The sequence below is a fragment of the Actinoplanes sp. NPDC024001 genome (assembly GCF_040638955.1).
Lineage (GTDB): Bacteria > Actinomycetota > Actinomycetes > Mycobacteriales > Micromonosporaceae > Actinoplanes.
In genome coordinates, this window is the sequence record NZ_JBEZZB010000114.1 from 1 (window position 1) to 17,671 (window position 17,671).

A 17,671-nucleotide genomic window follows, 5' to 3' on the forward strand; every position below is an offset into this window, starting at 1 on the left:
CCGGTGCCCGCCGCCATGTACAGCACGTTGGTCCGGCCGGCGGCGGCGCCGAGCCAGGCCTCGCCGAGCGCGTGGGCGTGCACGTCGTTGTCGACGGCGACCGGCACGCCGAAGGCGCTGCCGAGCCGGCCGGCGAGGTCGGTGCCGGCCCAGCCGCTGATCGCCTCGGTGGCCGACCGCACGGTGCCGCTGGCGGCGTCGATGACGCCGGCGCTGCCCACCCCGATCGCCTCGACCGGCCGGCCGAGGCCGCTGATCAGCTGCCGGACGGTGCTGAGCACGGCGTCGGCGCCCTCGCGGGCCGGGGTCGGCGCGGTGGCCTGCGCGTGCACCGCGCCGTCCGGGCCGACCGCCCCGACGGCGATCTTGGTGCCGCCGATGTCGACGCCGGCGACCAGACCGGTCACAGCCCGGTGCGGCGCAGCACCGCGGCGATCCGGTCGGTCTCGGTCTCGTCGAGGGTGCGCATCGGCGCGGACACCATGTTGGTGGCGATGACCCCGCGCACCATCAGCGCGGTCTTGAACGCGCCGATCCCGGCGGCGCTGCGGCTCGCGGTGGCGACCGGTGCGACGTCCACGATGGTGAACAGGTCGGCCAGGCGGTCCTGTTCGGTACGGGCGGCCACCCAGTTCCCGCCCGTGCAGGCGGCGGCGAGCCGGGCGTACCCATGGGGGTCGACGTTGCCCAGGCCGGGCACCGCACCGTCGGCGCCGGCGAGCATGACCGCGTCGACCACCACCTCGTGGCCGGTGAGCGCCGAGAAGCCCGGGATGTCCCGGGTGCCGAGCACGATGCGGCGGAAGCTGACGTCGTCGCCGCTGGAGTCCTTGAGGCCGGCGAGCACCCCGTCGCGGGCCAGCTCGACGATCTGCGCCGGGTCGAGTTTGACCTGCACGGCGACCGGCACGTCGTAGGCGAGCAGCGGCAGGTCGACGGCGGCCCGCACCGCCCGGAAGTGCCGGTCGATCTCGGTGGGGTGGGTGCGCACGTAGAACGGCGCCGTCGCCACCAGCGCGTCCGCGCCGGCCTTGACCGCCGCGTGCCCGCGTTCGATCACCCGGTTGGTGGTGGTCTCGATGGCCCCGGCGATCACCGGCACCTGCCCGGCGGCGGTCCGCACGATCACGTCGAGGATCTGGTCACGCTGCTGGTCGGTGAGGTAGGCGACCTCGCCGGAGGAGCCGAGGGCGAAGAGTCCGGAGACGCCGCCGTCGAGCAGGAACCCGACGAGCCGTTCCAGGGAGGCGACGTCGACGTCCCCGTCGGCGGTCAGCGGGGTGACGACGGGAGGGATGATGCCGGTGAGACTCACGGGTGGCTCCTAGCCGGTGTTTCGGGGTGGATGCAGTGCCAGCGGTGGGCGTCGTCGCCCGTGCCGGCGGGATAGGACGTTGCGCAGTCCGAGGTGGCTTTCCAGCAGCGGGTACGGAACGGGCACCCGCTCGGCGGATGGGTCGCCGACGGCACCGGCCCGGTCAGGATGATCGGCTCGGTGTCGTCGAGCAGCGACGGCGTCGCCGAGAACAGCGCCCGCGTGTAGGGGTGCCGCGGCGCCGCCGCGATCTCGCCGGCCGGCCCCTCCTCGACGATGCGCCCGAGGTACATCACGATGATCCGGTCGGCGAGGTGCCGCACGGTCTGGATGTCGTGCGAGATGAACGCCATCCCCAGCCCGAGCCGTTCCCGCAGGTCGACGAGGAGGTTGAGGATCTGCGCCCGCACCGACACGTCGAGCGCGCTGGTCGGCTCGTCGGCGACGATCACGTCCGGCCCGAGCGCGAGGGCGCGGGCGATCGCGACCCGCTGCCGCTGCCCGCCGGAGAGCTGGGCGGGCAGCGCGTCCGAGACGTGGCCCGGTAGTCCGACCAGGTCGAGCAGTTCGGCGACCCGGGCCCGCCGGGAGGCGTCGTTGCCGCGCCGGTGCACGTCGAGCGGGTCGCGCAGGATCCGGTGCACCGGCAGCCGCGGGTTGAGCGCGGTCGACGCGTCCTGGAAGACCATCCCGACCGAGGCGCCGCGCGGGCCCGTGCCGTGGAAGGCGACCGTTCCCGAGGTGGGTTCCTGCAGGCCGACCAGGACCCGGGCCAGGGTGGACTTGCCGCAGCCGGACTCGCCGACCACGCCGAGCACCTCGCCGCGGCGCACCGCCACGGTGGCGTCGGTCAGCGCGTGCACCCGGTCGCGGCGGAACAGGCCACCGCTGCGGGCCTTGTGCACGACGCTGACGGCGTCGGCGGTGATCACGGGTTCGTTCACTGGTGCACCCCTTCCACGTCGCGAACCAGGGCCGGGTGGTGACAGGCGTACGCATGGGTCCATGCCGACCCGGCAGTGGGCGGCCGGACCTCGCGGCAGGTGTCGTCGGCGAACGCGCAGCGTGAGGCGAACCGGCAGCCGGCGGCGAAGTCGCGCGGCGCCGGCACCACGCCGGGAATCTGGTGCAGCCGGGGCGCACCCGCTTCCAGCGACAGCACCGAGCCGAGCAGCCCCCGGGCGTAGTGGTGGCGCGGCCCCTGCAACAGATCTCCGGCGACGCCGGTCTCGGCGACCTGACCGGCATACATCACCGCGATCCGGTGCGACAGCTCGCCGACCAGGCCCAGGTCGTGCGAGACCAGCACCATGGCGAACCCGAGCTCGTCGCGCAGCCGCACCAGCAGGTCGACGACCTGCGCCTGCACGGTGACGTCGAGCGCGGTGGTGGGCTCGTCAGCGATCAGCAGCCGCGGCGAGCGGGACAGCGCCATCGCGATCAGCACCCGCTGCCGCTGCCCGCCGGACAGCTCGTGCGGATAGCTCTTCAGCGTCCGCTCCGGGCTCAGGTTGACCAGTTCCAGCAGCTCGGCCGGGGTCCGGGTGCCACCTCGCGAGGTGAGCTGCTTCAGCTGGGTGCCGACCAGCACGGACGGGTTCAGCGACGACAGCGCGTCCTGGTAGACCATCGCGATGCCCGGCCCGGCCAGGGCCCGGCGGCGGCGCGCCGGCATGCCCAGCAGGTCCTCGCCGTCGAAGAGGATCTGCCCGTCGACCTGCGCGCCGCGCGGCAGCAGACCGGTGACCGCGAGGCTGGTCAGGCTCTTGCCGCAGCCGGACTCGCCGACCAGGCCCAGGGTCTCGCCGACCCGCACGTCGAAGCTGACCTTCTCCACCACGGCGACGTCGCCGTGCCGCTGCGGGAACCGGATGCTCAGGTCACGCACCTGCAGCAGCGGCGGCGCGTCGTCGGCCAGCGGCGGCACCGCCGGTCCGCGACGGCGCACGCTCGCGGCCAGCAGCCCGAGCGAGCGCTCCAGGTCGCCTTCGGCGGAGGCCACGGCGACGGGTGCGGCAGGCGGTTCGGTCGCGGTCACACCCTTGCGGCGTACGGCCGAACGCGGCGCCGCCCAGGTGTCGGTGAGTCCTTCGGCGAGCACGTTGAGGGCGAGGACGGTCAGCAGGATCGCCATGCCCGGGAAGAACGTGGCCCACCACCCGCCGGAGAACAGGATCTGCCGGCCGTAGGACATCACGTTGCCCCAGCTGGGCTCCGGGTCCTGCACGCCCGCGCTGATGAACGACAGGCTGGCCTCGAAGACGATCGCGTCGGCGACCAGCACGGTGGCGAAGACCAGCACCGGGGCGGCGCAGTTGATCGTGACGTGGCGGATCAGGATGTGCCACCGGGACGCGCCGATCACCTTCTCAGCGGCCACGTAGTCCTCGCCGTACTGGGCCATCACGTTGGCCCGCACGACGCGGGCGATCGACGGCACGTACAGGAAGGCGATGGTGCCGATCAGCACCGGCACGCTGGTGCCGAAGACGGTGACCAGCACCGCGGCCAGGGCGATCCCGGGGAAGGCCATGACCACGTCGAGCAGCCGCATCGAGGTCTCGTCGGCCCACCGGCGGCTGGTCGCGGCGAACGCGCCGATCACGGCGCCGGCCAGGACGGCCAGCGCGGTCGCGCCGAGCCCGATGGCGAGCGAGTAGCGGGCGCCGTAGAGGACGCGGGCGAACACGTCCCGGCCGGCCCGGTCGGTGCCGAACCAGTGCTCGGCGCTGGGCGGCAGGGCGGGGATGCCGGTGGCGAGCGGGTCGGCGGCGAACAGCGGCGCCGCCGCCGCGCCGGCCGCGACGAGCACGAGCAGGGCGAGCGCGAGACGGCTCTTCAGGGAGGTACGGGCCATCGGTCACACCGTCCGGATACGGGGGTTGACGAGCAGATAGAGCAGGTCGACGACGATGTTCACGACCAGGAACGCGAGGGCGATGGTGAGCACCGCGCCCTGCACCAGGGCGACGTCGTTGCCGGTGACGCCCTCGAGCATCAGCTTGCCCATGCCGGGCAGGTCGAAGATGTTCTCGATGATCACCGCGCCGCCGAGCAGATATCCGACGCGCAGGCCGAGCACGGTCAGCGGGGTGATCAGCGCGTTGCGCAGCACGCTGCGCATGACCAGCGCACCGGGCAGGCCGTTGCCGCGCGCGGTGCGCACGTAGTCGCGGTCCAGTTCCTCGACCATCGAGGTACGCACGAGCCGCGCCAGCGAGGCGGCGACCGGGACACCCAGGGCGATCGCGGGCAGCGCCATCGAGTGCAGCCAGCCGCCGACCGACTCGGCCGGGTTGACGTAGCCGCCGGTCGGGAAGAGCGGCGTGTTCAGGGCGAACTGCTGGATGAGCAGGATGCCGAGCCAGAACGACGGCACGGCGACCGCGGCCATCGACAGCACCCGGGTGACGTGGTCGGCCCAGCGGTCCCGGTAGATCGCCCCGGTCACGCCCAGGGTGAGCGCGAGCAGCACGCCGATGAGCAGGCCCAGGGCGGTCAGTTGCAGGGTCAGCGGGAAGGCGACGGCGATGCGGTCCACCACCGGCTGCGCGGGCGGGGTGGTCACCCCGAGGTCGCCGGTGACCAGGTCACCGAGGAATCGGGCGTACCGGACCGGCAGCGGATCGTCGAGGCCGCGCTCGGCGGCGTAGGCCGCGCGGGCCTCGGCCGAGGCGCCCTCGCCGAGGGCGTTGTAGGCGGGATCGTTCGGCGAGAACTGCAGCACCACGAAGACCAGCAGGGTGATGCCGAGGATCAGGAACGGCAGGGCGGCGAGCCGGCGCAACGCCAGCCGCAGGAAGGCAATCATCGGGTGTCTCTTTCGTCGTCCGGGTGCCCGGCCGCCGGGGCGGCCGGGCAGGCGCCGGTCAGACCGGGGCGACGCCGAGGAAGGACAGGCCGGTGGTGGGCACCGGGCGGAAGTCGGTCAGCGCCTTGTCGTTCCAGGCGGTCGGCAGCTTGCGGTGCAGGATCGGGTAGAGCGGCACCTCGTCGGCGAGCAGGTTGATGGCGTCCGCCCAGATGGTCTTCTGCTTGGCGGTGTCGGCCTCCTGCGCGGCGGCGTCGAGCAGGCCGACCAGCTTCTTCGCCTGCTCGGTGCCGGACCAGAAGAACCGCTTCTCCGGCCAGAGGCCGACGTACCACCAGCGCATCAGCAGGTCGACGTCGTTGCCGAAGACCGACGGGTCGCCGGGGGCGACCATCACGCTGTATTTGCCGGTGTCGACCTTGTCGGCGTACTGGCCGCTGGAGGCGCCGATGTCGAGGGTGGTGGTGACACCGACGGCGTCCCAGCTCTCCTTGATCAGCGGGGCGATGTCCTTCACCCAGCCGGCGTCGGTGGTGACCATGCTGACCGTCAGCCTGGTCACCCCGGCCTCGGCGAGCAGCTGCTTGGCCTTGGCGGGGTCGTACGCGTACGCCGTCGCCGCCGCCTGGTAGGCCGGGTGGCCCTGCTGCAGGAAGCTGGTGGCCGGCGTGCCGTTGCCCATCATCGCGGTCTGCACGATCTTGTCGTGGTTGATCGCGTAGTGCAGGGCCTGCCGGACCCGCTTGTCGTCGAACGGCTTCTGCTTGGTGTTGAACATCAGGAAGAGCAGGCCGAAGCCCTGCACCGACTCGACGGTGGCCTTCGCGGTGATCCGCTCGACGTCGATGTAGGGAACGTCCTCGATGGCCGACACGCGTCCCGACTCCAGGGCGCTGACCCGGGCCGACGGGTCGGAGAGCAGCCGCCACGTCATGGTCTTCGCCTTCGCGGGGCGCGGCCCGTTGTAGGCCTCGTGCCGCTCGAAGCGGATCTTGTCTTCCTTGGTGGCTTCCAGCAGCTTGTACGGCCCGGAGCCGACCGGCGCTGCGTCGAAGGCCGCAGCACCGGCCTCGACCAGCTTCTTCGGGACGATCTTGACGACCGACAGGCGCTCGGCGAAGAGCGCGAACGGGTACTTCAGGGTGAACTCGACGGTCTTGGCGTCGACCGCCTTCACGCCGGCCAGGAACGGCAGGAACTGGGAGAACAGCGAGGCGTTCTTCGGGTCGAGCACCCGGGTGAAGCTGAACGCGACGTCCTCGGCGGTGACCGGCGACCCGTCGTGGAAGGTGGCGCCCTCGCGGATCCCGCTGCGCCAGACGGTCTCGCTGACCTTCTGCGGCATGGCCCCGGCCAGCGCCACGTACGGCTCGCGGGTCACCGGGTCCAGGTCGACCAGGCTCTCGAAGACGTGCAGGTTGGCCGCGACCGGGGTGGCGCCGGAGGCGGTCATCGGGTCGAAGCCGGTGGACAGCGCGTACGAGATGCCGGCCTCGATGGTGTCCTGGCCGGCGCCGGCACCGCCGCTGGTGGAGGAGGGGCCGGAGCAGGCGGCCAGGGAGCCGGCGAAGGCGCCGGCGGCGCCGATCGAGCCGACCAGTCGAAGGAAGTCGCGGCGGGAAGTGGTGGGCACATCGCCTCCTATGTCGCGTCCGGGTCCGCTACTGTGACCGCAGACGTCAGATGTCTGATGTCCGATGCTTGGTAGCGTGACACTAGCCACCGCCCCGGGGAGAATCAAGACACGATGCGAACCAACGCCAAACCGGCACGTGAAGGCCGGGCCCTGCTCCGTCAGACCGTTACTGATCAGATTAAAAGGTACATTCTTGACAGCAGGCTGAAGCCCGGCGATCCGCTACCGGCCGAGGCGGAGCTGTGCGAGGCGCTCAACGCCAGCCGCTCCAGCGTCCGGGAAGCCATCAAGACGCTCGCGGCTCTGGACATCGTCGAGGTGCGCCACGGCCACGGCACGTACGTCGGGCGGTTGTCGCTCACCGCACTGGTGGAGAGCCTGAGCTTCCGCGGCCTGCTCAGCCCCAGCGACGACTTCCGGATCCTGCTCGACCTGGTCGAGGTGCGCCAGCTGTTCGAGCAGGGCACCGCCGCGCAGATCATCGAGCGCCTCGACGCCGAGCAGGTCGCCGAGCTGGCCGACCTGGTCGCCGAGATGGAGCGGCTGCACGGCGAGGGCGAGCCGTTCGTCAACGTCGACCGGGCCTTCCACAGCCTGCTCATGGAGCCGCTCGGCAACGACCTGATCAGTCAGCTGACCGCCGCGTTCTGGGACGTGTACGCGATCGTCGCGCCGTACCTGGGCCTGACCAGCCGGGAGGAGGAGGCCGAGACGATCGCCGCGCACCGCGCCATGGTCGAGGCCGCCCGCAACCGCGACGTGCCCGCCTTCACCGCCGCGGTCACCGCCCACTACGCCCCGGTCCGCCGGCGCATCGACGAGGCCGGCCGCCGCCACCCCGCCTGACCGGGGTCAGGTCAGCAGCAGCCGCAGGGCGTCCGCCGACGCCGGGTCCGCGGCCACCTTCGCCGCCGGCTTCGCGATCGGGCCGGTCATCGGCGGGCTGCTGCTGAGCCGGTTCCCCTGGGGCTCGGTCTTCCTGATCAACCTGCCGGTGGTGGTGGCATTCCTGGCGCTCGCCCCGGCCGTGTTGCGCGAGGTCCGCACCACCCGGCCGGGCCGCCTGGACGTGCCCAGCGTCGTGCTCTCCGCCGGTGGCCTGCTGCTGGCGCTGCCGGGCGCCGCCGTCCTCACCGTCACCTGAGTGCTCACCCCGGCGATCGCGGTGGCCGTCGTCCTGGTCGCCGGTCTCGGTGTCGTGGCGTGGCGGTGGCTCCGTCGGCCCGCTTATTAGAAACAGTCTTCACAGATTGAACTTTCTGTATGTAGCGTCGGCTCATGCGTACCCGTCTCGCCGCTCTTCTCGCTTGCGTGCTGTCGCTGACCGCCGCCTCGGCCCCGGCCGAGGCGGCGCGGCCGGCGGTCGCTCTCGGCAGCGTCGTGCCCGCACCGGTCGAGGTGCATCCGCACGGCTCCGAGTTCTGGCTGACCGCCCGCACGGTCATCGAAGCGCCGCCGTCGGCCCGCGCCGTGGCCGACCGTCTCGCCGAGGCACTCCGCCCGGCCACCGGATATCGCCTGCCCGTGGTGCACAAGGCCCCGTCCGGCACCCCGGCGATCACCCTGTCCACCGGCCGCGCCGAGGCCCGGCTCGGCGCGGAGGGTTACCGGCTGCGCGTGCAGCGCTCGGAGATCACCGTGCGGGCCAACGGCAACGCCGGGCTCTTCGCCGGCGTGCAGACGCTGCTGCAACTGCTGCCGCCGGCGATCGACGCGAGCACCCCGCAGCGCACCCGGTGGACCGTCGCCGGCGGGGAGATCGTGGACTATCCGCGGTTCGCCTATCGCGGGACGATGCTCGATCTGGCCCGGCACTTCCACACGCCGGACGAGATCAAGCGGCACATCGACGAGATCAGCCGTTTCAAGGTCAACCACCTGCACCTGCACCTCTCCGACGACCAGGGCTGGCGCATCCAGATCGACTCGTGGCCGCGGCTGACCACGGTCGGCGGCGGCCCGGGCACCGGCGTCGGCGGCGTCGGCCCCGGCTTCCTGACCAAGGCCGACTACCGCGATCTGGTGCGCTATGCCGCCGCCCGGTACGTGACGATCGTCCCGGAGATCGACATGCCGGGTCACGTCAACGCCGCCCAGGTGGCCTATCCGGAGCTGACCTGCGACGGGATCGCCCCGCCGCCGCGCACCGACACCGCGGTGGGTTACAGCTCGCTGTGCATCGGCAAGGAGATCACCTACCGATTCGTCGAGGACGTGATCCGCGAGCTGGCGGCGCTGACTCCCGGGCCGTACCTGCACATCGGCGGTGACGAGGCGCACGCCACCAGCGACGCCGACTACGTGGCCTTCCAGCAGCGGGTGCTGCCGCTGGTGAAGAAGTACGGCAAGACCGCGTACGGCTGGAACGAGATCGCCCAGGCGCCCGCCGCCCGTGAGGCGATCGCCCAGTACTGGGGCCTGGAGACGCGGAACGCGACGCTGGCGGCCGCGGTGGCCGGCGGCACGAAGGTGATCATGTCGCCCGCCAACCGGGCCTATCTGGACATGAAGTACGACCCGTCCACCCCGCTCGGGCTGAGCTGGGCCGCCTACATCGAGGTGCGCGACGCGTACGACTGGGATCCCGGCACCCACCTCAGCGACGTGCCGGAGAGCGCGGTGCTCGGCGTCGAGGCCCCGCTGTGGTCGGAGACCCTGCGCGAACTCGACCACATCGAGTTCATGGCGTTCCCGCGACTGGCCGCGATCGCCGAGCTCGGCTGGTCACCGGAGCGTGACTGGGAGTCCTTCCGGGCGCGGCTCGGCGCTTACGGCCCGCGCTGGACCCAGCGGGGTGTCGACTTCTACCGCTCCCCCCAGATCGACTGGGCAGGCTAGCGCGCGCGGAGACCTACAGCGGCGAGGCGAAGTTCTGGGTCCAGTACAGCGTGCCCTTCGAGGACTTCGCCACGCCGACCCCGATGTGCTTGTAGCCGCAGTTGAGGATGTTGGCCTTGTGCCCCGGGCTGTTCATCCAGCCGTCCATGACGCTGGCCGGGGTGGTGTAGCCGGCCGCCACGTTCTCGGCGACGCCGCCCCACCGGTAGCCCTCGGCGGTGACCCGGTCGCCCATGCCGGCCTCGCCGGGCAGCTGGTGCGACATGGTGTTCTTCTCGGCCTGCAGCTCCGAGTGCTTCTGCGCCGCCGCGTGCAGCCGCGACTCGCCGGCCAGGGTGCCGCAGCCGGCTTTCTTCCGCTCCGCGTTGACCAGCTTGATCACCTCGGTGACCCGGGCGGAGCCGCTGTTGGACGCCGCGCCGGTCTCCTCGGGCTCCGCGGTCCTGGTGGTCTTCGACGGGCTCGGCGACGGGCGCTTGGTCTTCTTGGTGGTGCGGCTCGGGCTGGGCGACGGCTTGGTGGTCGCCTTCTTCGAGGGCTTGACCGTGGGGCTCGCGGTGGCCGACGGCGACGCCGGCGGGGTGGTGGTCACCGTCGCGGCCGGGGACTCCTCAGCGGCCAGTGCGTCCTCGCTGAGGGTGTCCGCCGCCGGGGCTTCGGCCGCGGTCGCGGTCAGGCTGGTGGTCTGCTCGTCGGAGGAGGACTGTCCCGCAACGATCCCTGCGGTGCCGAGGCCAATCGCGCCGACGGCACAGGTGGCCAACACGGCGGTGCGGATCCGGCGGGAGGGAGGGGTGGGCACGAACGTTCACCTCGTCGACTCGATCTATCTGGCACGGGTGTGCGGGACAACTATCCGGGCCCGCGCGGCCGACTTCGAGGCGCTAAGGAAGTCTTAAGGATCAACTCAGAGAAAGATAACGGCGAGCGAGCACGGCCAGTCCGGCCAGCATCAACCCGGCGAGGATCAAGGCGACCGTACGGCCGGAGCCGCTCGTTCCACACTCGTCCACCGGGTCGTCGCGGGTGAGCGCACACGCCATGGCCGCCGCCCGCCGCTCTCCGTACTCGTCGCGTAACGCGGCGCGCAGCTCCCGCCACTGGTGGCGGGTCTCGACGACCGCCCCCGTCACCGCCTTCTCGAAGTTGCGTCCCACCCGGCCGCGGGGCGTCTCCGCGCTGGTCACGGCGCCGGTGACCGGGTCGATCAGCCCGTTGTCCTTGTTGAGCGCCGCGTGCGTGACGCGCCCCGCGCACGCGCCGGAGCCGGGCACGGTGTCCTGCAGGACGAAGCAACCGGTCGCGAGGTCGCGCGGCACGTCCGGCACGCCGTCGCCGCGCAGGTCGAGGACCGGGCTCGGCGCCCGCCGGTTCATCCCCGGCGGATTGTCGGCCGCGACCGGGCGCGCCGGATCCGCCTCGTCGGCCCACGAGCTGTGCGCGTAGAAGTCCTGCACCCCGTGCAGGGCCCGCCCGAAACTCTCCAGAGTGGTGCATTTCGCCCGCTGCTCACCGTGGGCGGCCAGCCGGCAGCCGGTGTCCAGCCGCACCTCGGCGCCGATCACCCCGCCCCCGTCGTCGAGCAGCTGCCCGGCGGAGCGGACCGCCTCCTGGAAGCGCCGGCGCAGGTGGGTGACACAGTCGGTGAGGCCGGTCGTGGCCTGCTCGCGGGTGCGCGGATAGTCCCCGGCGAGGAAGTCGGCGTCGTCGCAGTGCGCGGCCGGAATGCTGACCTCGGTGCGGTCAGGCGCCCCGACCGTACCGAATCCCCTGCCGTCCCCGGCGAGCTGATCCAGCGTCACCGGTTCGAAGCAGTCGCGCCCGCCCGAGCAGGCGAGCGCGGCCCGGGTGATCCGCTCGTGCTCGCGGTGCTGTCCGCCACCGTCGACGGTCCCGAACGCCACAGCCGGGCCGGGCAGCAGCAGGCACGTCAGCAGTCCCGCCGCGGCTCTCGACGCCATGCCATCAGCCTGCGCCCGCCGTTGCGGCCGCACCTCATCCGTTGCGGATGGCGATGTCGCGGGCGGCCTGGGCCAGGGCGCGGATCATCGGGGTCTCGTCGGTGGTGCGCCACACCAGCACCCACTCGCACGGCGGGGCGTCCCGGATCGGCACGAAGGCGAGGCTGGGCCAGGCGTAGTAGGGCGGAATGTCGGCCATGACCACGGCGACGGCCTGGCCGGACGAGACCGTGCTGAGAGCCTCCTGCCAGGTCGCCACTCTCGGGCCACGCGGGATGGGACGGCCGGACGGGGTGTGGTGCGGGGCGAGCCCCGCCTCCATGTAGGAGGGGATCGACGTGGGCGCCACCTGGGCGCAGTGGTCGCCCAGGTCCTCCAGGCAGATGGAGTCCATTCCGGCATAGGGATGCTCGGCGGAGACCATGAGCAGCACGCCGGACGTATGCACGACCGGGCCGACGCTCAGATCGGGTTCGCGGACCGGCCGCCACAGCATCGCGACGTCCACCTCGCCGGAGCGCAGCAGATCCAGCGGCGCGGGCGGCTGGATCTCCCGGTGCCGCACCTCGGCGCCCGGGTGGCGGGCCCGGAACAGGTCCAGCATGTCGCTGATCGTGATGGACAACGGGCCCATGGTGCCCAGCGTCAGTGCCCCCGAGGCGCCGAGCGCGGCGGCCGACGCCGCGTCGATGCCGCGCATGATCTGCCGATAGCCGGAGCGCAGGTCGCTGCGCAACTGCTCGCCGATGGGCGTGAGCCGGACGACCCGGCTGGTTCGCTCGAACAGCGGTGCGCCGATGCGCCGTTCGGTTTTCTTGACCGACTGGCTGATCCGGGCCGCGCTCACGTGCAGCCGCCCGGCGGTACGGCCGAAATGCAGTTCCTCGGCCAGCGTCAGGAAGATCTCGACGTCCCGCAGCTCCATCCAGCCTCCGATCGTGAAGGCGCAGCTTAACGATCCATACCGAATCCGCCGTTGATGGGACGGCCCTCAGGGGCGATCTTGGTAGTGCGATCAGCCATAGCATTCACCGCTTAATCCATTGCAACGGCCTGACACGTTGCGTTGCGTTAAACGGCAGAGACAACGCAACGATTTTACCTCTCTGAGCTGGAACTTTGGCATAGCTTTGCAATTTTTACGTTGCTCACTTTACGAACGCAACGTAGCGTTTCTCATGTCAGAAACAACGAGAACAGGAGAGAACAATGCCGAAGTTCGACACCACCACCCCGATCACCGCCGTCATCGACATCCCCGCCGGGCGTATCCGGCTGGTCACCGCGGAAAGGGCCGACACCACCGTCGAGGTTCGCCCGGCCGACGCGTCGAAGAGCCGCGACGTGACGGCGGCGGAGCGGACCACGATCGACTACACCGACGGCGTCCTGCGGATCGAGAGCCCGACCAAGAACCGCGTCCTCGGGCACCCCGGCAGCATCGAGGTGACCGTCCAGCTGCCCGCCGGCTCCGACATCGAGGCCAAGGCGGCCGGCGCGGAGTTCCACGGTGCCGGGCGTCTCGGCGACGTCCGCTTCGACGGCGCGCTCGGCGAGATCAAGCTCGACGAGGCCGCCACCGTGCGGATCACCACCGCCGCCGGTGACGTCACCATCGGCCGGCTCACCGGCCCCGCCGAGATCACCACCGCCAAGGGCGACATCCGCATCACCGAGGCCACCAGCGGCACGGTCGTGCTGAGCACCCAGGCCGGCAACGTGACCGTCGGCGCCGCCGCCGGCGTCTCGGCCGCCCTCGACGCCGGCACCGGCTACGGCCGGGTCAGCAACAGCCTCAAGAACGACGGCGCCACCGAGCTGACCATCCGCGCCACCACCTCGTACGGCGACATCGACGCCCACAGCCGCTGACCGGCCGCAGCCCGAAGGAGCACTTCATGACCACCCTGGCGATCGCAGCGAACGGGCTGCGCAAGTCCTACGGCGACAAGCTCGTCCTCGACGGCGTCGACCTGGCCGTGCCGCAGGGAACGATCTTCTCCCTGCTCGGCCCGAACGGCGCCGGCAAGACCACCGCCGTCAAGATTCTCTCCACTCTCATCTCCCCCGGCCCGGACTCCGGCGCGATCCACGTCGGCGGCCACGACCTGAAGGCCGACCCGCAGGCGGTCCGCGCCGCGATCGGGGTGACCGGTCAGTTCTCCGCCGTCGACGGCCTGATCACCGGCGAGGAGAACATGCTGCTGATGGCCGACCTGCACTACCTCTCGCCGCGGGACGGCCGCCGGACCACCGCTGAGCTGCTGGAGCGTTTCGACCTGGTGGAGGCGGCCAAGAAGCCCGCCTCCACCTACTCCGGCGGCATGAAGCGCCGGCTCGACATCGCGATGACCCTGGTCGGCGACCCGCGGGTCATCTTCCTCGACGAGCCGACCACCGGCCTCGACCCGCGCAGCCGCCACAACATGTGGCAGATCATCCGCGAGCTGGTCTCCGACGGCGTCACCGTCTTCCTCACCACCCAGTACCTGGAGGAGGCCGACGAGCTCGCCGACCGGATCGCCGTGCTCAACGACGGGAAGATCGCGGCCGAGGGCACCGCCGAGGAGTTGAAGCGGCTCATCCCGGGCGGGCACGTCCGGCTCCGCTTCACCGACCCGGTCGCCTACCGCAGCGCCGGCCTGGCGCTGCCCGACGCCGCCCGCGACGAGGAGTCGCTGGCCCTGCAGATCCCCAGCGGCGGCAGCCAGCGTGAGCTGCGCACCGTCCTCGAGTGGCTCGACGCCGCCGGCATCGAGGCGGACGAGCTGACCGTGCACACCCCCGACCTCGACGACGTGTTCTTCGCCCTGACCGGCAGCGCCGACGTCATCGACCCGGCCAAGGAGGCCGTCCGATGAGCACCATGTCCCTCGCCGTCCGCGACTCGTCCACCATGCTGCGCCGCAATCTGCTGCACGCGCGGCGTTACCCGTCGCTCACACTGAACCTGCTGCTCACCCCGATCATGCTCTTGTTGCTGTTCGTCTACATATTCGGCGACACCTTGAGCGCGGGGATCGGCGGCGGCGCACCGGACCGCTCGGCGTACATCGCCTATCTGGTGCCCGGCCTGCTGCTGATGACCATCGGCAGCACGGTGATCGGGACCGCGGTCTCGGTCTCCAACGACATGACCGAGGGCATCATCGCCCGCTTCCGTACGATGGCGATCCACCGCGGCTCGGTGCTCGTCGGCCACGTCGTCGGCAGCGTGCTGCAGTCGGTGGCCAGCGTGGTCCTGGTCGGCGCCGTCGCGGTGGCGATCGGCTTCCGCTCCACCGACGCCACCGCCCTGGAGTGGCTGGCCGCGCTGGGCCTGCTCGCCCTCTTCGCCCTGGCGCTCACCTGGATCGCCGTCGGCATGGGCCTGGTCAGCCCGAACGCCGAGGCGGCCAGCAACAACGCGATGCCGCTGATCCTGCTGCCGCTGCTGTCCAGCGCGTTCGTCCCGGTCGACTCGATGCCCGGCTGGTTCCAGCCGATCGCCGAGTACCAGCCGTTCACCCCGGCCATCGAGACCCTGCGCGGCCTGCTGCTCGGCAGCGGCATCGGCCACAACGGCTGGCTGGCGGTCGTCTGGTGCGTGGGTCTCGCGGTGCTCGGCTACTTCTGGTCGACCTCGAAGTTCAACAACGACCCGCGGTGATCGCCACACCCGCGGCGGCGGGCACCGGCTCAGTGCCGGCGCCCGCCGCCGCGGCGTGTCACGGGGCGACCGGGATCACCTCGCCGGGCTTCCAGGACCTGTCGAAGAACGACGGTAGCGGCGAGTAGAACCGGGCCATCAGGAAGTAGCCCTTGCCCGGGACGGTCTGCACCCAGGTGCCCGGCAGCGCCCCGGCCGGCTGCTCCGGCGCGAACCACAGCGTGGTGGAGCCGTCCTCGTTCGCGGTGGCGGCCGGCGTCGGGTAGGGCTGCGAACCGGCCCGCGGGTACCGCTGGTCGGTGACCAGCAGGGAGCGGGTCTGGTTGTCGTAGACGGTGATCGACCAGAAGGCGGCGGCCGGGATGTTCGCCGGCAGATCCAGGCGGTAGGTACGGGCGCCGTCGAGGTTGTCACCCTCGGCGTCGAAGTAGGCCACCAGGTATTGCGAGCCCACCCCCGGCAGCCGCATCGACATCGCCGGCGTGATGAACGTCGCCAGGTAGAACATCGCGGCGCGCCCGTCCAGGTGCAGGGCGCCGGTCTCCGGTGCGAGCTCCACCCCGTCCGGGGTGATCGCCGCCGGCGGGCGCAGCATGTCGTACCCGGAGACGAACAGCGGGTTCTGCCAGGTGGCGGTCCCGGCGTAGTAGGCGAACTGCTCGGACGCCGGCTCCCGATAGGCGATGGCCCGGGCGGCCGCGTTCCCGAAGGCCGCCGCCTGCTGCAGGATGCGCCGGTGGTGGTCGCTCGGCTTGAACGGCTGGCCGCGGCGGATTCCGATCGCGGCCAGATGGCCGGCGACCTCGGGCGAGAACACGCCGACGCGTTCCTCCTGCACGATCTGGTCGCACAGTTCGAAGAACGAGAAGTCGGCCGGCACCAGCGTGTTGATGGCCTGGTGCGACCCTTCGACGAAAGCCGGGACCCGCTCGGCCTCCAGCGGCGCCATCGGGCCACGGCCGGTGACGAACCGGGACAGGCTCGACCCGAAGCCACCCGGCCGGTACGCCCCGATGCGCAGACCGTCGCGCACCCGTTCGACCGCGCTCGCCGGGTCAGCGCCCTCGACGAACGCCCGGCACAGCATGATGACGTTGTTGGTCGGCGCCGAGTAGACGAAGTAGCCGCCCTCGGGCATCGGCCCGTCGTAGTCGTCACGGTGCACCAGGTACCGGCCACCCTGACCACGGTCCGGCCCCGGGTTGCCGGCGTCGCCGACCCATTCGAACCGGGCGTCGTCGAAGACCACGATCACGTTCTCCGGCACGGTCACCGCCACCGGACCCTGCGAGAGGTCCAGGATCGACCACGCGTACACCGTGTCGCAGTTGGCGGTGAGGAACAGGCTCGCCGAGTCGATCAGCTCGCTGAACAGCAGCACGTCGTGGTCGGCGACACCGAACTCGCGCAGCCCGTTGATCAGGCACCGCACCGACACGTGCCGGTACGCGGCCAGGAACGCGTCGACGCCGCGCAGGTACAGCAGATGGTCGAACACGGCGTTCGCCGATCGGCTGTCGATCACCCCGTCCTGGAACCGCAGCACACCGATCGGCGAGGGCACCTCGTCCGGGGTCAGAAACCGTTGGTCAACAAAGTCCGTCACGACGCCGAGCATCCGGGCCCGCACCGGGAACCGGCATCACCCGCCACGGGTGATTGGCCTGCCCGGTGAGAGCGCGTGCTGGCCCGGACCACGACCTGCCACTCGTGCCGCAACGGCTGCCCGGTGGGCGGCCCCAGCGCCACGCGCGCACAGTGCGCGCCCTGCTCGCGCAGTGACTGCCGGTGCCGTTCGCGGTCCTCGCCGCCGAGGGAACTGTCCGGTGCCCACTCGGCTGACCGCCAGTGCCGTCTCGGGCCGGTCGAAGCAGCTCTGCGGTGCAGCCGGACAAACCGGCTGGTCGCCGGGGCCGTATGTGCGGGCGCAGGACAGCACTGAGGGTCAGCTGACCGGGATCGGCGTGAACGGCCTGCGCTCACTCCCCTCGACGACGCCCGCGGGGATCTGTCAGTGCTGTTGCGCGTGGCTCTCCTCCAGGGAGAGGCCGCGCTGGCGGGCCTCGATGATCGACCAGAAGCGGGAGCACTTGGTGGGCTCGCCGGCCGGGCAATGCCGGCCGTGTTCGAGCGCGGTGCGGGCCACCTCGATGCGGTGCTGCTGCTCGGCCAGGGCGGTCAGCTTCCGGTCGATGATCTCCTGCTGGGCTTCGCGGCCGCCGGTGGCGAAGCGGCCGATCTCGGCGAGCGAGAAGCCGACCTCGCGCAGGAAGAGGATCACGCCGACGTCCCGGACCGCGGAGGCGGCATAGCGGCGCCGGCCGGCGGCACGGGTGGTGGGGCGCACCAGGCCGAGGTCGTCGTAGTAGCGCAGCGTCGTGGCCGGCACGCCGGTCCGCTCGGACAGCTCGCCGATCGACAGCAGGGCCTCGGTGGCAGGCATTGACTTCGAGCGTACTCG

18 protein-coding genes are annotated in these 17,671 nt (G+C 71.5%); 6 read left to right on the plus strand and 12 right to left on the minus strand.

Translation table 11 applies throughout. The features are described from left to right. The 6 genes from AB0F81_RS34345 to AB0F81_RS34370 form a co-directional block, all read right to left on the minus strand. A partial coding sequence (locus tag AB0F81_RS34345; protein WP_360204005.1) for an ROK family protein occupies positions 1 to 407 on the minus strand: 407 nt, incomplete at its 3' end. Next, on the minus strand, positions 404 to 1,315 hold the full coding sequence (locus tag AB0F81_RS34350) for a dihydrodipicolinate synthase family protein (protein ID WP_360204006.1): 912 nt from the start codon (positions 1,313 to 1,315) through the stop codon (positions 404 to 406). The genes AB0F81_RS34345 and AB0F81_RS34350, both read right to left, overlap by 4 nt. Continuing rightward, positions 1,312 to 2,259, minus strand: a complete 948-nt coding sequence (locus AB0F81_RS34355) for an ABC transporter ATP-binding protein (protein WP_360204008.1) — start codon at positions 2,257 to 2,259, stop codon at positions 1,312 to 1,314. The genes AB0F81_RS34350 and AB0F81_RS34355 overlap by 4 nt, the downstream gene beginning before the upstream one ends. After that, the gene (locus tag AB0F81_RS34360) at positions 2,256 to 4,172 is read right to left on the minus strand and encodes a dipeptide/oligopeptide/nickel ABC transporter permease/ATP-binding protein (RefSeq protein WP_360204009.1); all 1,917 of its coding nucleotides are present in this window, start codon (positions 4,170 to 4,172) and stop codon (positions 2,256 to 2,258) included. The genes AB0F81_RS34355 and AB0F81_RS34360 overlap by 4 nt, the downstream gene beginning before the upstream one ends. Positions 4,173 to 4,175: 3 nt before the next feature. Then, positions 4,176 to 5,126, minus strand: a complete 951-nt coding sequence (locus AB0F81_RS34365; RefSeq protein ID WP_360204010.1) for an ABC transporter permease — start codon at positions 5,124 to 5,126, stop codon at positions 4,176 to 4,178. 58 nt (positions 5,127 to 5,184) lie between these two features. Continuing rightward, complete coding sequence (locus tag AB0F81_RS34370; RefSeq protein WP_360204012.1) at positions 5,185 to 6,759, minus strand: ABC transporter substrate-binding protein; 1,575 nt, start codon at positions 6,757 to 6,759, stop codon at positions 5,185 to 5,187. 114 nt (positions 6,760 to 6,873) lie between these two features. Here AB0F81_RS34370 and AB0F81_RS34375 point away from each other — a divergent pair, with 114 nt between their 5' ends. After that, positions 6,874 to 7,608, plus strand: coding sequence for a FadR/GntR family transcriptional regulator (locus AB0F81_RS34375; RefSeq protein WP_360204014.1), 735 nt, complete (start codon positions 6,874 to 6,876; stop codon positions 7,606 to 7,608). Between the two features lie 6 nt (positions 7,609 to 7,614). Here the strand turns inward: AB0F81_RS34375 and AB0F81_RS34380 are convergent, their stop codons facing one another. Further along, positions 7,615 to 7,749, minus strand: a complete 135-nt coding sequence (locus AB0F81_RS34380; RefSeq protein ID WP_360204015.1) for a hypothetical protein — start codon at positions 7,747 to 7,749, stop codon at positions 7,615 to 7,617. 10 nt (positions 7,750 to 7,759) lie between these two features. Between AB0F81_RS34380 and AB0F81_RS34385 the strand changes: the two genes are divergently transcribed. Continuing rightward, on the plus strand, positions 7,760 to 7,906 hold the full coding sequence (locus AB0F81_RS34385; RefSeq protein WP_360204017.1) for a hypothetical protein: 147 nt from the start codon (positions 7,760 to 7,762) through the stop codon (positions 7,904 to 7,906). Positions 7,907 to 8,040: 134 nt separating this feature from the next. After that, positions 8,041 to 9,600 (plus strand): beta-N-acetylhexosaminidase, encoded by a 1,560-nt coding sequence (locus AB0F81_RS34390; RefSeq protein WP_360204019.1) that lies wholly within the window; start codon positions 8,041 to 8,043, stop codon positions 9,598 to 9,600. 13 nt (positions 9,601 to 9,613) lie between these two features. Here the strand turns inward: AB0F81_RS34390 and AB0F81_RS34395 are convergent, their stop codons facing one another. The 3 genes from AB0F81_RS34395 to AB0F81_RS34405 all read right to left on the minus strand — a co-directional run bounded on the left by AB0F81_RS34395 (position 9,614) and on the right by AB0F81_RS34405 (position 12,486). Further along, on the minus strand, positions 9,614 to 10,402 hold the full coding sequence (locus AB0F81_RS34395) for a CAP domain-containing protein (protein WP_360204020.1): 789 nt from the start codon (positions 10,400 to 10,402) through the stop codon (positions 9,614 to 9,616). Positions 10,403 to 10,502: 100 nt separating this feature from the next. After that, positions 10,503 to 11,561, minus strand: coding sequence for a CinY protein (locus tag AB0F81_RS34400; protein ID WP_360204022.1), 1,059 nt, complete (start codon positions 11,559 to 11,561; stop codon positions 10,503 to 10,505). Between the two features lie 34 nt (positions 11,562 to 11,595). Further along, positions 11,596 to 12,486, minus strand: a complete 891-nt coding sequence (locus tag AB0F81_RS34405; RefSeq protein ID WP_360204024.1) for a LysR family transcriptional regulator — start codon at positions 12,484 to 12,486, stop codon at positions 11,596 to 11,598. 284 nt (positions 12,487 to 12,770) lie between these two features. Here AB0F81_RS34405 and AB0F81_RS34410 point away from each other — a divergent pair, with 284 nt between their 5' ends. Genes AB0F81_RS34410 through AB0F81_RS34420 form a run of 3 tightly spaced genes read left to right on the plus strand, consistent with a single transcriptional unit; the run spans position 12,771 to position 15,210 of the window. Further along, on the plus strand, positions 12,771 to 13,433 hold the full coding sequence (locus AB0F81_RS34410; protein WP_360204026.1) for a DUF4097 family beta strand repeat-containing protein: 663 nt from the start codon (positions 12,771 to 12,773) through the stop codon (positions 13,431 to 13,433). Between the two features lie 26 nt (positions 13,434 to 13,459). Further along, positions 13,460 to 14,422: an ATP-binding cassette domain-containing protein gene (locus AB0F81_RS34415; protein WP_360204028.1), complete on the plus strand. Its 963-nt coding sequence runs from the start codon at positions 13,460 to 13,462 to the stop codon at positions 14,420 to 14,422. Continuing rightward, positions 14,419 to 15,210 carry an ABC transporter permease gene (locus AB0F81_RS34420; RefSeq protein WP_360204029.1) on the plus strand — a complete coding sequence of 264 codons (792 nt, stop codon included), beginning with the start codon at positions 14,419 to 14,421 and terminating at the stop codon, positions 15,208 to 15,210. The genes AB0F81_RS34415 and AB0F81_RS34420 overlap by 4 nt, the downstream gene beginning before the upstream one ends. A 58-nt stretch (positions 15,211 to 15,268) precedes the next feature. Here AB0F81_RS34420 and AB0F81_RS34425 read toward each other — a convergent pair whose 3' ends face one another. Then, on the minus strand, positions 15,269 to 16,816 hold the full coding sequence (locus tag AB0F81_RS34425; RefSeq protein ID WP_360204031.1) for a DUF1214 domain-containing protein: 1,548 nt from the start codon (positions 16,814 to 16,816) through the stop codon (positions 15,269 to 15,271). Between the two features lie 405 nt (positions 16,817 to 17,221). Further along, on the minus strand, positions 17,222 to 17,653 hold the full coding sequence (locus AB0F81_RS34430; protein WP_360204033.1) for a MerR family transcriptional regulator: 432 nt from the start codon (positions 17,651 to 17,653) through the stop codon (positions 17,222 to 17,224). Positions 17,654 to 17,671 lie beyond the last annotated feature (18 nt).